This window comes from Nocardia farcinica, assembly GCF_001182745.1.
GTDB lineage: Bacteria > Actinomycetota > Actinomycetes > Mycobacteriales > Mycobacteriaceae > Nocardia > Nocardia farcinica.
The window spans coordinates 1-14327 of record NZ_LN868938.1; the positions used below are offsets into that span (position 1 = coordinate 1).

At 68.8% G+C, this 14327-nt stretch carries 15 protein-coding genes and 1 pseudogene; 13 read left to right on the forward strand and 3 right to left on the reverse strand.

The annotated features are described in order from the left end of the window. Positions 1–126: 126 nt before the first annotated feature. Positions 127–279, forward strand: a pseudogene (locus tag AMO33_RS32400) (DUF4326 domain-containing protein); the annotation flags it as partial. A gap of 868 nt (positions 280–1147) precedes the next feature. Here the strand turns inward: AMO33_RS32400 and AMO33_RS32910 are convergent. After that, complete coding sequence (locus AMO33_RS32910; protein WP_363187820.1) at positions 1148–1390, reverse strand: helix-turn-helix domain-containing protein; 243 nt, start codon at positions 1388–1390, stop codon at positions 1148–1150. Between the two features lie 290 nt (positions 1391–1680). Here AMO33_RS32910 and AMO33_RS00010 point away from each other — a divergent pair, with 290 nt between their 5' ends. The 6 genes from AMO33_RS00010 (at position 1681) to AMO33_RS00035 (ending at position 5999) form a co-directional block, all read left to right on the forward strand. Then, entirely contained in the window at positions 1681–1932 is a 252-nt protein-coding gene (locus AMO33_RS00010; protein WP_261307335.1) for a hypothetical protein, read from the forward strand. Between the two features lie 57 nt (positions 1933–1989). Continuing rightward, positions 1990–2505 (forward strand): DUF6879 family protein, encoded by a 516-nt coding sequence (locus AMO33_RS00015; protein ID WP_060589677.1) that lies wholly within the window; start codon positions 1990–1992, stop codon positions 2503–2505. Then, positions 2502–3347 carry a helix-turn-helix domain-containing protein gene (locus AMO33_RS00020; protein WP_060589678.1) on the forward strand — a complete coding sequence of 282 codons (846 nt, stop codon included), beginning with the start codon at positions 2502–2504 and terminating at the stop codon, positions 3345–3347. Before AMO33_RS00015 ends, AMO33_RS00020 begins: the two co-directional genes overlap by 4 nt. Positions 3348–3480: 133 nt before the next feature. Further along, on the forward strand, positions 3481–3675 hold the full coding sequence (locus AMO33_RS00025) for a helix-turn-helix transcriptional regulator (protein ID WP_060589681.1): 195 nt from the start codon (positions 3481–3483) through the stop codon (positions 3673–3675). 25 nt (positions 3676–3700) lie between these two features. After that, positions 3701–5017 carry a tyrosine-type recombinase/integrase gene (locus AMO33_RS00030; RefSeq protein WP_082668533.1) on the forward strand — a complete coding sequence of 439 codons (1317 nt, stop codon included), beginning with the start codon at positions 3701–3703 and terminating at the stop codon, positions 5015–5017. 22 nt (positions 5018–5039) lie between these two features. Continuing rightward, positions 5040–5999: a bifunctional riboflavin kinase/FAD synthetase gene (locus tag AMO33_RS00035; RefSeq protein ID WP_060589683.1), complete on the forward strand. Its 960-nt coding sequence runs from the start codon at positions 5040–5042 to the stop codon at positions 5997–5999. Between the two features lie 7 nt (positions 6000–6006). Here the strand turns inward: AMO33_RS00035 and AMO33_RS00040 are convergent, their stop codons facing one another. Continuing rightward, positions 6007–6240: a nuclear transport factor 2 family protein gene (locus AMO33_RS00040; RefSeq protein WP_011210422.1), complete on the reverse strand. Its 234-nt coding sequence runs from the start codon at positions 6238–6240 to the stop codon at positions 6007–6009. A gap of 164 nt (positions 6241–6404) precedes the next feature. Between AMO33_RS00040 and rpsO the strand changes: the two genes are divergently transcribed. The 4 genes from rpsO (at position 6405) to AMO33_RS00060 (ending at position 11428) form a co-directional block, all read left to right on the forward strand. After that, complete coding sequence (gene rpsO, locus AMO33_RS00045; protein ID WP_011210421.1) at positions 6405–6674, forward strand: 30S ribosomal protein S15; 270 nt, start codon at positions 6405–6407, stop codon at positions 6672–6674. 464 nt (positions 6675–7138) lie between these two features. Continuing rightward, on the forward strand, positions 7139–9433 hold the full coding sequence (locus AMO33_RS00050; protein ID WP_011210420.1) for a polyribonucleotide nucleotidyltransferase: 2295 nt from the start codon (positions 7139–7141) through the stop codon (positions 9431–9433). A gap of 38 nt (positions 9434–9471) precedes the next feature. After that, positions 9472–10815, forward strand: coding sequence for a M16 family metallopeptidase (locus AMO33_RS00055; protein WP_220276237.1), 1344 nt, complete (start codon positions 9472–9474; stop codon positions 10813–10815). A 199-nt stretch (positions 10816–11014) separates the two neighbouring features. Continuing rightward, positions 11015–11428, forward strand: a complete 414-nt coding sequence (locus tag AMO33_RS00060) for a hypothetical protein (protein WP_139337558.1) — start codon at positions 11015–11017, stop codon at positions 11426–11428. Here the strand turns inward: AMO33_RS00060 and AMO33_RS00065 are convergent. Then, positions 11413–11760, reverse strand: a complete 348-nt coding sequence (locus AMO33_RS00065) for an ArsR/SmtB family transcription factor (protein ID WP_011210417.1) — start codon at positions 11758–11760, stop codon at positions 11413–11415. The genes AMO33_RS00060 and AMO33_RS00065 overlap by 16 nt on opposite strands. A gap of 89 nt (positions 11761–11849) precedes the next feature. Between AMO33_RS00065 and AMO33_RS00070 the strand changes: the two genes are divergently transcribed. Both AMO33_RS00070 and AMO33_RS00075 read left to right on the forward strand, forming a co-directional pair. Further along, positions 11850–13073, forward strand: coding sequence for an MFS transporter (locus tag AMO33_RS00070; RefSeq protein ID WP_011210416.1), 1224 nt, complete (start codon positions 11850–11852; stop codon positions 13071–13073). A gap of 82 nt (positions 13074–13155) precedes the next feature. Then, complete coding sequence (locus AMO33_RS00075; RefSeq protein WP_011210415.1) at positions 13156–14262, forward strand: alcohol dehydrogenase catalytic domain-containing protein; 1107 nt, start codon at positions 13156–13158, stop codon at positions 14260–14262. Positions 14263–14327: the final 65 nt, after the last annotated feature.

A 14327-nucleotide genomic window follows, 5' to 3' on the forward strand; every position in this document is an offset into this window, starting at 1 on the left:
CTGACTGGGAGTACGAAGGCCGCCTGCACAAGACAACGGGGCAGCGAACCTTCTTCTGCACCGGCACGGACGACGCCGAGATGCCTCGACCTGGAGAACCTCGGCCGCGGCGAACCGCTCGCCCATGTCCGCGCCGAGTTGGGTGGGCGTGACCTGGCCTGCTGGTGCCCGCTAGAGGACGAGCACGGCAACCGAATCCCCTGCCACGCGGACGTGCTGCTGGAGATCGCCACGCCGGGTCGCTCGTTCTGTAAGCGGATGTCGATATTGGTTGACTGATAGCTGGCGCGCGGTAGCATCTCGAACATGCGTTCGAGACCAGAGACGGGGCATGTAGAAGGGTGGGAACCGGCCGTCACCAACGACCTCTGGGGCCACCGCGAACGCCCAAACTCGTATGGGTACGCCTCGACGCCATCATGGTCCGCAACCCGGCCTACCCATCCGCAACAACACCGCCGGCATCGACATGTCCGGCGAAGTCCCCGGACTCCTCCACGGCTGGATCCCCACCGCCAAAGGCGACTGGATGGGTCTGGTCAACTTCGACGTCCACTACGCGACGGCCGCCCGCTGCGACTTCGGCAACAACTCGTCCCCTCGTACGCGCTCCGTGGCGTGCGAGCCAGAATCAAAGTGAAGCGCCGACCCTGATAGCCGCAGGGTCGGGCGCTTCACCTTGTTTTGACCGTCAGTCCTGACCGTCGTCCGCGGCGTTCGCGGGCTCGTTCCAGTTGTCGTTCGCCGAACCGTCAGGGCCGGGACAAGCACCTCTACCACTCGTTCACCCCTTCCGATCGCGTCGACCGCCAACCACCTGCAACGGATGCCGAAGCCGCTCATAAATCCGATCCGGCAGCGAACCGTCCGGCTCTCTTCATCGATCCACCCGTACTCGTCGACCACACCCACGAACATCCGCGAGCTGAATCGAGACCCCCGGCTCCTCGCTCACGACCGGACCCGCCCGAATCCGGCACCAACAGCCCCTCCTCCACGAGGAGGCGATGCGCGGCCGTCTTTGCCCGGCACTCACCCACCACGCAATCCAGGTGCACCTGCATCGCATGATGAGCAGCAGCAACACTCGTCGCCGCCCACAAGCCGTTACCGCAAGCGATCCTGTCCAAAAGCGCGGCGTCCCAACTCATGACGCAACTCCCGTCTGTATCGGCGGCACATCCAACACGGCACGGCCACGTCGGGTCTCAGCCCAGCCCCGGCCGCGGCGAGTGACCTGCCACGCCCGCGGCACCTCCGCCGGTGCGGCAGCCGTCAACCCTCGGCAGGTCAACGCCTGCACCGACCTCCGCACCGTCGATACGCTCAACCGCGTCTTCTCGGCAATCTCCCGCACACTCAATGGACCGACCGAGTGCAGGACCGCCATGACGCGCGCCTCGTTGATGTGCACGCCCACCACCTGGATTCACGTGTAGAGAACAAAGAAAGAGGGACGCCCGAGGCTGTGGAACAGCGAAAGCCGGCCCTCCACAGTGGATGCCTGACCTGCTGACCTCGGGCGCCCCACCTGCGAGGTTAGGGAGCGCGTGCACCAGCACACCAGGATCTTGCAAAAACTTGCACCACTTCGAGACAATCTAGCAAGAACTTGCGACAACCCTGGTGATGGAATAACACGGTCCGCAAACCCACCCCCACCCCTCCAGGAGAACAAACATGCTCCTCACCTTCCTCGGCAAAGGCGGCTCCTCCGACCGCGACTGCCCCACCCTCTACGCCACCGACCGCGGCACCTACCTCGTCCAAGGCTGGATCACCGACACTGCCGGTGTCGTCGAAATCCCCCACCTCCTCCCCGGGTTCGCCGAACACGACACCTACATTGGTGCGACCATGACCGACACCGGGCGCGGTACTTTCACGCTGTCCGGCCGACCGATCACCGACGCTGAGACACTGGACAGCTGACGTTGGCGGCGGACGAGACCGCGATCGAGGTGCCGAAGCTAGAGAGGACGTTCTACGGTGCTGCTGTTGACCGGAGACGAAGCCGATGACCCTTTCCGGGAATGCCGACACACGGCTTTCCATCTAGAAGTCCGCGACAGCTACACCACCCCCACCGAATCCGAAGCCTTCCGACGCTTCCTCGACGGCGACCCCGACCCAGACGACTACAGCGACCGCCCCTGGACCCGATTCATGCGCGAAACCACCAGCCGCGGCGTCCATGTCAGCCGGGTCCGGGTCGTCACCGTCCCCCACACCGACTACCACCGCTGGCTACTCTCCATCACCGGCAGCAACGTCGACGCCGGCGAAGACATCCGCTATCTCCCGCGCCACCTCGCAGGCGACATCCCACCCGACGACTGGTGGCTGTTCGACGACACCCGGGTCGGCTTCAATCTCGTCACCTCAGACGGCCGCCCCGCGGGGCTCGCGATCACCAGCGACCCGCACATCGCCGCCTACTGCCGCGGCATCCGCGACCGCCTGTGGTCTACCGCCACCCCGTACCGCGACTATCTGGGCCATTGACCACCAATCCGCACGAGGCTCGCGAGGCGCTGGGACGGCGCCTCCGTGAAATGCGGCGCCGCGCAGGACTGTCCGGCCGCGGCATGGCCGCTCTCGCCGGATGGCATGAATCCAAGGTCTCCAAGATCGAGTACGGGAAGCTGCGCCCCTCCGACGACGACATCCGCGCCTACTGCCTGCACGCTGGCGCACTCGACCAAATCGAAGACCTTCTCGCCACCCTCCACAACCTCGACGGCGCCTACATGGAGATGCGGCGCCTGCTCGCCCGCGGGCAAGGGCGTAGTCAAGCCCAGCTGGTGCGGCTGGCCGAGGAGACCAAGCACACGCGGATCTTCCAGACCCAGGTGATCCCGGGGATTCTGCAAACGTCGGAGTATGCGCGCGCGACGCTCGAATTCTCGGCCGCCCGCCACCGCCTGCCCGTCGACGACGTGGAGGAGGGCGTGGCGCGGCGGATGGAGCGCCAACAGTTCTTGTATCGGGGGGATCGCCGCTTCCACATCTTGATCGCTGAGCAGGCGTTGTGGACGACGGTGGGCAGTGTGGATGTGATGGCGGGGCAGATGGACCGGCTGGTGGCGGTGTCGAGTCTGCCGCGCTTGATCCTCGGTATCGTCCCGGCGACGGCTGAGATTCCGATGCAGACTACGAATTTCGTCATGTTCGACGACCGGCTGGTGACGGTGGAGACGATCACCGCGGAGCTGAAGGTGACGCAGCCGCGCGAGGTGGCTATGTACGCGCAGGCGTTCGAGCTGCTCGCTGAGCAGTCGGTTACGGGGGAGAAGGCTCGCGCGCTGATCGTGGGCGTGCTGGAGCGGCGCCGATCCGTCTCGTAGTGGTTCCAGGTGGCTGAGGGGGCTTGCAGGGGCATCTTTTGCTGGCGTAGTGTTGATGCGCAACTAAAGTATGTATGCGACACACCGGCGCGGATCTGTTCGACGTGTCGTCAGCACGAGCCAGGAGGTACCAATGTCCACCGAACCGCGATGGTTGACCCGACGTCAGGTCGCTGAGATCACCGGATTCTCCGTGAAGACGCTGGAGAACTGGGCTCAGATGAAGCCGCGGAAGGGGCCGAAGTGCTTCAAGGTCGCCAACCGCTATCGGTACCTGGCCACGGACGTACAGGCGTGGCAGGAGCAGCGGCAGCGCGCGGCGGCGTGAGCTTTCGGGACATCGAGGACGACACATGGCGCAAGTAGCGATGGAGCCCGGCGCGCTCCCGCCCCCGCACAAACTGAACCCTGTGAAAGTGGATGGGGTCTGGCGGTTGGACCGGGTCCGCCACCGGGCATTCAATGGCGCCTACGTCCGCACCAGTGGGTCGGGGCGCACCAAGAGGGAGTGCCTGGCCGACTGGCATCAGAACTTCGAACGTAACCGCCGCAAGGGTAGCTCGACCACTCGCGCCACCGGCAAGGAGGCGTTCAAGGCCACGGACAAGATGGCGAAGGCGTTCGACGCCTACTATGCGCGGCAGCAGAAGAAGGCCGAGGCGGGGCAGATCACTGAACAGTCCCTGTTGACCTTCCATCGCGCGATCTATGTCGGTGACGGCCCGCTGGCGAAGCCGGACGCGTTGAAGCTGATGAAGACGCTGGGGGATTTGTCGATAGGGGAGGTGGGGAAGCCGTCGTTCCTGGCCGACTATCTGGAGAGTCTGGCTGAGACCTCTCCCGGGGTGGCTGGGCATCATTGGACGGTCCTGTCGGGAGTGTTCAAGTTCCTCACGTTGAGCAGTGACCTGTTCGACTACAGCCCGATGCTGCCGGTGCCGCGGCCGGTTCAGGGTGGGGGTGGTCAGCGGGCGTTGACAGTGGAGGAGCGTGAGTTGCTGTGCCCGGTGATCGGCGAGGGTCAGAAGCGGGCGCGTTATCTGCTGCCGATGGTGCTTCTGATCTTGGGGACGGGCTTGCGGCCCGGGGAGGCGCTGGCGGTTCGCTGGTGTGATTTGCGCGGCTTGGAGGATGAATCTCTGCCGAACATCACCTTGCATGTGTGCGGCACGATGGTTGCGCGTAAGGGTGCGTACGTGCGTCAGCCGTACCGGAAGTCGGCGAAGAAGTCGAAGGTGTCGAACGACTTCTATCTGGTGTTGCCGGGCTGGTTGACGATGGTGGTGCGGGCGTGGTGGCGGATGGCGGGCGAGGTTGAGGCCGATGCGCACATCTTTGTGAGCATGCTGGGGCAGGTAGTGCGGTTGAGCACTGCTGATAGCGCGTTGTTGAGGGCTCGGCGTGGTTCGGAGTTGGAGTGGTTGCAGTTCGGGAATCTGCGGGATACGGCGGCCACGCATGTGGCGGGGGTGACGGGGGATCCGCGGAATGCGAGTGCTCAGTTGGGGCATGCCGAGGGGGTAACGGTGGCGATGCGGCACTATGTTGATGACCAGGGGTACACGCACCCGGCGGTGGACTTCTCGAAGGAGTTGGAGAGCTTGTGTCCGGCCAATCTTGGAGCAAAGTTGGAATCGGGTGTTGATCCGTTCGCTTGGAGTTGCTCGTGAGCTGCGAAGTAAGGTCTGAACTGTGCAGAGATGGCGAAGTCTCGACGATGTGCCCGCGGACTGGGGTCGGTGTGTGCTCACGATCGGTGTTTTCGACGGGGTGCACCGCGGCCACGCGCAACTGATCAGCAGAGCCGTGAAATCGGCCGCGGCACGGGGTGTTCCCGCCGTGCTGATGACCTTCGACCCGCACCCGATGGAGGTGGTGCGGCCCGGCTCCCATCCCGCGCAGCTGACCACCCTCACCCGCCGGGCCGAACTGGTCGAGGAACTGGGCATCGACGTGTTCTGCGTGATGCCGTTCACCCAGGACTTCATGAAGCTCACCCCCGCCCGCTACGTGCACGACCTGCTGGTCGAGCGGTTGCACGTGGCCGAGGTGGTCGTCGGCGACAACTTCACCTTCGGCAAGAAGGCCGCGGGCACCGTGGACACCATGCGGGAGCTGGGGGAGCGCTTCGGCTTCGAGGTCGACGGGGTCAAGCTGGTCGGCGAACACGCCGTCACGTTCTCCTCCACCTACATCCGCGCCTGCGTCGACGCCGGCGACATGCGCGCGGCCGCCGAAGCGCTGGGCCGCCCGCACCGCGTGGAGGGCGTGGTCGTGCACGGCGACGGCCGCGGCCGCGAACTCGGCTTCCCCACCGCCAACGTGGCGCCGCCGATGTATGCCGCGATTCCCGCCGACGGCGTGTACGCGGGCTGGTTCACCGTGCTCGGGCCGGGGCCGACCATCGGCACCGTGACGCCGGGGGAGCGCGCGATGGCGGCGATCTCGGTCGGCACCAACCCCACCTTCTCCGGCCGCGCCCGCACGGTGGAGGCCTACGTCATCGACGGTCAGGCCGACCTGTACGGCCAGCACGTCGCCGTCGACTTCGTCGAGCACCTGCGCGGCATGGAGAAATTCGACGGGCTGGACTCGCTGATCGCGGCGATGCGGCGCGACGTGGACAACGCCCGCCGGATCCTCACCGCCTGAGCGGCGCCTAGGGCAGCTCCCGTTCCGGCACCGTCCACCGGTAGATCTGCCCGTCGCGCAACTCCACCGCCACCGGCGGCTCGTCGGTGGGGTTGGCCGCCAGGTGCGCGAGCACCTTGGTGCGGCCGCGGATGGTCTCGCCGTTGTCGGTCCAACGCAGGTAGGGGTGCAGCATGGGGCGCAACGCGGCGTAATCACCGCGGGTGAGCGCGTCGAGCACATCCGCAACGGCCGGGTCCACGCCTTCGATTCCAGCACGCCGCGCGCCCGTGCGTACCGCGATTGGGATCGGCGGGTCCGGCTCCGGTAAAGTGGCTCCTCGGGTTTGCTGCGGTCCGCGGTGGCTGCCCGGCCGGATCACCGGAGAATTCGAGCGCGGAACTGAGAAACAGGAGTGGATGCCCCATGGCGCTGACCACCGAGCAGAAGTCGGCCATCCTGGCCGAGTACGGCCTGCACGAGAAGGACACCGGGTCCCCGGAGGCCCAGATCGCGCTGCTGTCGAAGCGGATCGCCGACATCACCGAGCACCTGAAGAAGCACAAGCACGACCACCACACCCGCCACGGCCTGATGGCGCTGATCGGTCGCCGCAAGCGGCTGTCGAAGTACCTGGCGGACAAGGACATCGAGCGCTACCGCGCGCTCATCGAGCGCCTGGGTCTCCGGCGCTGACCGAGTAGCGGCCCCGCCGCACTCGCTTTCTCCAACCGCCCGAGCCGCCGGCCCCACGCTCCCGACGGAGCGTCGCGCCGGCGGCTCGCGCGGGTTTTCCGGGGTGAATATCGCCCGTTCCGGTGAGCCGGTCGGGCCGCAGCCGACGGGGAGACGTAGAATCGGCCCCGTTGGCTATTCGTGTATGAGGGGTGGTTACCTCCCCCGGGCACGAACAACATGTGCACAGCCGTATGCACCCGCCGCGTGGCGTCGGTCTTCGGTAGTGGCCTCTCGAGTGGACATCCGCCCGTCGGGCTTCGATCGATGACCGCCTCCGCGTCGCCGTTTCCAAGGGGGATCGGCCGGGTGTGCGCGTCGTGGCCAGGAGGGCTACCGCGCGACCGTGCCGGGTACGGCTGACGACAGCCGGATCGCGTCCGACGGACGCTCGATCCGGCGAGACGAGAGGTTGAGAGAAGACAATGACGCAGACAAGTGAACGCAAGTCCTCGGCCGTGGAGGTCGAGCCGGGTGTGTTCGAATCGGTCGCGCTGATCGACAACGGCAGCTACGGCACCCGCACGGTGCGGTTCGAGACCGGCAGGCTGGCGCGCCAGGCCGCCGGGTCGGTCGTGGCCTACCTGGACGACGAGACCATGCTCCTGTCGGCCACCACCGCGGGCAAGACCCCGAAGGACCAGTTCGACTTCTTCCCGCTGACGGTCGACGTCGAGGAGCGGATGTACGCCGCGGGCCGCATCCCCGGCTCGTTCTTCCGCCGCGAGGGCCGTCCCTCCACCGACGCGATCCTGACCTGCCGCCTGATCGACCGCCCGCTGCGCCCGTCGTTCGTCGACGGCCTGCGCAACGAGGTCCAGGTCGTGGTCACCGTGCTGAGCCTGGATCCGAAGGATCTCTACGACGTGGTGGCCATCAACGCCGCCTCCGCGTCCACCCAGATCGCGGGCCTGCCGTTCTCCGGCCCGGTCGGCGGCGTGCGCGTCGCCCTGATCCCGGACCAGGGTGCGAACTCCGCTGGCGGTGGCCAGTGGGTGGCGTTCCCGACCGTGGAGCAGCTCGAGGGCGCCGTGTTCGACATGGTGGTCGCGGGCCGGGTCGTGGAATCCGGTGACGTCGCGATCATGATGGTCGAGGCCGAGGCCACCGAGAAGGTCATCGAGCTGGTCGAGGGCGGCGCGCAGGCGCCGACCGAGGCCGTGGTGGCCGAGGGACTCGAGGCGGCCAAGCCGTTCATCGCCCGGCTGTGCCGCGCCCAGCAGGACCTGGCCGAGCTGGCGGCCAAGCCGACCGAGGAGTTCCCGCTCTTCCCGCCCTACGGCCCCGACGTGTACGAGGCCGTCGAAGGCGCGGCCGAGGCCGAGCTGGGCGAGGCGCTGAGCATCGCGGGCAAGCAGGAGCGCGAGGAGAAGATCGACGAGATCAAGCTCGCCGTGCTCGACCGGCTGGCCGAGCAGTTCGCCGGCCGGGAGAAGGAGCTGGGCGCGGCGTTCCGCTCGGTCACCAAGAAGCTGGTCCGTCAGCGCATCCTCACCGACGGTTTCCGCATCGACGGCCGCGGTCTGGCCGACATCCGCGCGCTCTCGGCCGAGGTGGCCGTGGTGCCGCGCGCGCACGGCTCGGCGCTGTTCGAGCGCGGTGAGACCCAGATCCTGGGCGTCACCACGCTGGACATGGTGAAGATGGCGCAGCAGGTCGACTCGCTCGGCCCGGAGACCAGCAAGCGCTACATGCACCACTACAACTTCCCGCCGTTCTCCACCGGTGAGACCGGCCGGGTCGGTTCGCCCAAGCGGCGCGAGATCGGCCACGGCGCGCTGGCCGAGCGGGCGCTGATCCCGGTGCTGCCCAGCCAGGAGGATTTCCCGTACGCGATCCGTCAGGTCTCCGAGGCGCTGGGCTCCAACGGCTCGACCTCGATGGGTTCGGTGTGTGCCTCCACCCTGTCGCTGCTCAACGCCGGTGTGCCGCTCAAGGCGCCGGTCGCGGGCATCGCGATGGGCCTGGTGTCGGACACCGTCACCAACGACAAGGGTGAGCAGGAGGTCCGCTACGTCGCGCTGACCGACATCCTCGGCGCCGAGGACGCCTTCGGCGACATGGACTTCAAGGTCGCAGGCACCCGCGAGTTCGTCACCGCGCTGCAGCTGGACACCAAGCTCGACGGCATCCCCTCGCAGGTGCTCGCCGGTGCGCTGAGCCAGGCGCACGACGCCCGCACCACCATCCTGGACGTGATGGCCGAGGCCATCGCCACCCCGGATGAGATGAGCCCGTACGCTCCGCGCGTCACCGCGATCAAGATCCCGGTCGACAAGATCGGCGAGGTGATCGGGCCCAAGGGCAAGGTCATCAACCAGATCACCGAGGACACCGGCGCCAACATCTCCATCGAGGACGACGGCACCGTGTTCGTCGGCGCGACCGACGGCCCCTCGGCCCAGGCCGCGATCGACGCGATCAACGCCATCGCCAACCCGCAGCTGCCCAAGGTGGGCGAGCGCTTCCTCGGCACGGTCGTCAAGACCACCGCCTTCGGCGCGTTCGTCTCGCTGCTGCCGGGTCGCGACGGTCTGGTGCACATCTCCAAGCTGGGCAACGGCAAGCGCGTCGCCAAGGTCGAGGACGTGGTGAACGTCGGCGACAAGCTGCGCGTGGAGATCGCCGACATCGACAACCGGGGCAAGATCTCGCTGGTCCCGGTCGACGAGAACGCCGACGAGCCCGCGGCGGATGCCGTCGACGCCGGAACCGAGTAGTACTGGTCGGTGTGAGCAAGAAGAAGACGACGACCCCCCTGATCCCGAGCGGGCAGGGGGGTCCGTCACTACGGCAGCGGGTCGACGAGGCGGTGGACTCCGGCGTGCGGCGCACCGTGCTGCCCGGCGGCCTGCGGGTGGTGACCGAGCATGTCCCCGGGGTCCGATCGGCCTCGATCGGGGTGTGGGTCGGCGTCGGCTCCCGCGACGAGGGCCGCACCGTGGCCGGTGCCGCGCATTTCCTCGAGCATCTGCTGTTCAAGGCGACGCCGACCCGGTCGGCGCTCGACATCGCGCAGGCGATGGACGCCGTCGGCGGTGAACTGAACGCCTTCACCGCCAAGGAGCAGACCTGCTACTACGCGCATGTGCTCGACGAGGACCTGCCGCTGGCGGTGGACATGGTCTCCGACGTGGTGCTCAACGGGCTGTGCCGCTCGGCCGACGTGGACGTCGAACGGCAGGTGGTGCTCGAGGAGATCGCCATGCGCGACGACGACCCCGAGGATCTGGTCGGCGACGCCTTCCTCACCGCGCTGTTCGGCGATCATCCGATCGGCCGGCCGGTGATCGGCTCGGTGGAATCCATCGAATCGATGACCGCCGCCCAGCTGCGTGGCTTCCATCAGCGCCGCTACCGTCCGGACCGGATGGTGGTGGCGGTGGCGGGCAATGTCGAGCACGAGCACACCGTCGAACTGGTGCACCGCGCCTTCGAGAACCGGCTCGATCCGGCGGCGCAGCCCGCGCCGCGGCGGGAGGGCAGGTTCCGTCCGCACGGCGCGCCGGAGTTGCAGTGGAGTTTCCGCGACAGCGAGCAGGCGCATCTGGTGTTCGGCGTGCGCGCGTTCGGACGGCACGAGGGGGAGCGGCGCTGGCCGCTGTCGGTGCTGAACACAGTGGTCGGCGGCGGGTTGAGTTCGCGGCTGTTCCAGCGCATCCGGGAGGAGCGCGGGCTGGCCTATTCGGTGTACTCGAGTGTGGACACCTTCGCCGACACCGGCGCGTTCTCGGTGTACATCGGCTGCCAGCCGGAGAACCTGGGCGAGGTGGCGCGGCTGGCGAAGGGCGTGCTCGAGGAGGTCGCCGAACACGGCGTGACCGACGCCGAATGCGCCCGCGCCAAGGGGTCGCTGCGCGGCGGGCTGGTGCTGGGTCTGGAGGATTCGGCTTCCCGGATGAACCGGATCGGCCGCAGCGAACTGAGCTACGGCAACCACCGCAGCGTCTCGGAGACGCTGGCTCGCATCGATGCCGTCACCACCGAGGAGGTGGCCGCCATCGCGCGCACGCTGCTGTCGCGGCCGTTCGGGGTCTCGGTCGCCGGGCCGTACCGGCGCACCCGCGACCTGCCCGCCGCGGTCCGGCGCCTGGTCGCCTGAACCGGGCGGCCGGGCTCCGGGTGCGAAGCTCGCTCGCGTGAGATTCCCGGCGTGACCTCTGGGCCGCGTGGTGGTTGCCACCCGGGGCGCGCCGGACTCGCCACAGGAGCGGCGCGTCCGGCGCGATACGGTGGCGCGCGGTATCGGGCGCGGCGAATGATCGTGGCGCGCCCGGAGTTCGGCAGACGAGGAGGCGAAGATGATCGGACGTGGGGGCCGGGCCGTGGGTGCGCTCGCGGCGGTGGCCGTGCTGGCCGGCTGCGGCGGGGCGGACGCGGACAACGCCGCCGCGCAGGGCCCGACCGAGGAGTCGCTGCGCACGGCCGCCGAGCAGATGACCGAGGCGCTGGCCGCGGGCGACTACCCGGGCGCCTATCAGTTCCGGTCCGCGCGGTGCCGGCTCACCCTCGGCCAGGACGCCTACGTCGAGGAGATGACGCAGCGGTACGCGGGCCGGGACCTGAAGGCCGCCGAGCCGGAGATCACCGTCACGGTGACCGGCACGACCGGCCGGGTCACCGTCCGCCACACCGATACCCGCGCGAGCGAGGACGGGTCGGCGCCGGCCACCTGGACCTTTGTCGACGGCAGCTGGCGCTACGACACCTGCTGAGCGGGTGCCCGCCGGTCGTGCGCGCGGTTGGCGGCCGCCACCACCGAGGACAGCAGACCGGGCAGGGCGTCCTCGACCGCTTCGGCGCGCAGGCGCTGACAGGTCTGCCCGTCCACGACGAGCCGTTCGATCAGGCCCGCCTCCCGCAGGATCTTGAAGTGATGGGTGGCGGTCGACTTGTTGATCACGTCGTAGAGCGCGCCGCAGCGCACCGCGCTGCCCGCGTTGCTCAGCCGGCGCACCATCTCCAGGCGCACCGGATCCTGGAGCGCGCCGAGGACGGCGGGCAAGGGCGCGACGGGTGGGTGTGATGCGTCGTCCGCGTCGGTCATGAGCTACCTCACCGATGGGTTTGACAACCATCGAACCGGTTGTAGTGTCGTGTTCGATCAACATCAAACTTACCTGATGGGGAGCATCGATGACAGCGACGACGGTGACGGTCGGCGAAGGCCGGTCCGTCCAGCGGTGGGCGTACGCACTGGTGCTGGCCGCCAGCGGGGTGGCGCTCGGGGTGTCCGGCGTGCCCGCCCCGCTGTACGGGATCTACGAGCAGCAATGGCAGCTGTCGCCGTTCACCACGACCGTGGTGTTCGCGGTGTACGCGGTGGCGGCCTTGGCGGCGGTGCTGGTGTCGGGCCGCATCTCCGATGTGGTGGGACGCAAGCCGGTGCTGCTGGGCGCCTTCGGCATCATGATCGCCGGGCTGGTGGTCTTCGTACTGGCCGATTCGGTGCCGATGTTGTTGCTGGCCAGGGCATTACACGGTCTCGCGGTCGGCTCGACGGTGGTCGCGGGTGCGGCGGCGCTGCTGGATCTGCGCCCGCACCGCGGCGCGCGGTCCGGGCAGTTGAGCGGTGTCGCCTTCAACGTCGGGATGGCGGTGGCGATCCTGGGTTCGGCGGTGCTGGCCCAATACGCCCCGCATCCGCTGCGCACCCCCTATGTCGCCATCACCGTGGTGTGCCTCGCGGTCGCGGCCGGGGTCCTGGTGCTGCGGGAGCCGCACGGCCAGCGGGTCGCCGGTCGTATCCGGATCGCGAGACCCGCGGTGCCGCAGGAGATCCGCGCCGACTTCTGGTTCTCGGCGATCGGCGTGATGGCGGCCTGGTCGGTGCTCGGCGTGCTGCTGTCGCTGTACCCGTCGCTGGCCGCCCAGCAGACCGGCATCCACAATCTGGTCTTCGGCGGCGCGGTGGTCGCCACCACCGCGCTGTCCGGTGCGACGGCGCAGCTGTTCGCCACCGGCATCCCGGCCCGGCGCGCGGCCATCGTCGGCGACACCGGCATGGCGATCGCGCTGCTGCTCACGGTGCCCGCGCTGGCCACCCACAACTGGGTCGCGGTGCTCGGGGCGGGCCTGGCGCTGGGCGCGACGTTCGGGCTCGGATTCGGCGGGTCGCTGCGGCACCTGTCGGAGGTGGTGCCGCAACACAAGCGCGGGGAGACCATGTCGGCCTACTACCTGCTCGCCTATTCGGCGATGGCGTTGCCGACGGTCGCGGCCGGGTGGGCGGCGACCACCTGGGGGCTCGGCACGGTGTTCCCGTGGTTCGTCGGACTGGTCGCGGTGGCGTGCCTGGTCGCGGCCGGACTGGGAGTGCGGCGCAACCGGATCGATCGGGAACGCCTCGACGTGGCCTGAGCACACCCGGTGGTGTCCGGCCGCGGGACCGATTCGGCGGGGGCGATGCCCGCCCGCCGGGCCGGGCGGTAGCGTCGGGGGAATGAGGATTCGTGGGGCGGTCCTGGAGCGGATCGCGGCGCCGGCCCCGTTCGCCGAGTCGGCGCCGATCAACGTGTGTGAGCTCGAGCTGGGCGAGCCCGGGCCCGGTGAGTTGCTGGTCCGTATCGAAGCGGCCGGGCTGTGTCATTCGGACCTGTCGGTGGTGGACGGCAACCGGGTGCGGCCGGTGCCGATGCTGCTCGGGCACGAGGCCGCGGGCCGGGTCGAGGCGGTGGGTCCGGGGGACAGCGATGTCGCGGTCGGGCAGCGCGTGGTGATGACGTTCCTGCCGCGCTGCGGTGAGTGCGCGGGCTGTGCCAGCCAGGGCCGGATGCCGTGTGTGCCGGGCAGTGTCGCCAACAACGCCGGGGAGCTGCTTGGTGGCGGTCGCCGGCTGATCCGCGACGGTGCGCCGGTGCATCACCACCTGGGTGTGTCGGCGTTCGCCACGCATGCGGTGGTGGACCGGCGGTCGGTGGTGCCGGTGCCCGACGACGTGCCGCCCGAGGTCGCCGCGGTGTTGGGGTGCGCGGTGCTCACCGGTGGTGGCGCGCTGTTGAATTCGGCGAAGCCGGGTCCGGCGGACCGGATCATGGTGGTCGGGCTGGGCGGTGTCGGCATGGCGGCGGTGCTGGTCGCGGTGTCGTTGGGTGCACCGGAGGTCATCGCGGTGGACACCGTGCCCGAGAAACTGGCGCTGGCACGGGAATTGGGGGCGAGCGCGGCCTACACCCCGGCCGAGGTGGCCGAGCGGGGGATCGTGGCGGAAGTGGTCGTCGAGGCCGCGGGCAATGTGCGCGCCTTCGAGACCGCCGTCGCGGCCACGGCGGCGGGCGGTACCACGGTGACGGTGGGTCTGCCCGCACCCGACGCGCGTGCCAGCATCGCCCCGCTGGGTCTGGTCGCACAGGGCCGGTCCATCGTCGGCAGCTACCTGGGTTCGGCGGTGCCCGCCCGCGACATTCCCGAGTACGTGCGGATGTGGCGCGCGGGCACACTGCCGGTGGAGCGGCTCGTCTCCGCGCACATCGGGCTCGACGAGATCAACCGGGCGATGGACGAACTCGCCGCCGGCCACGCGCTGCGCCAGGTGATCGTCTTCGACTGAGGACGGGGCCGCGCCGGCCCGCGGGCGCCGCTCGATAGGCTTGCCACCACATCGGCGAGACGAGG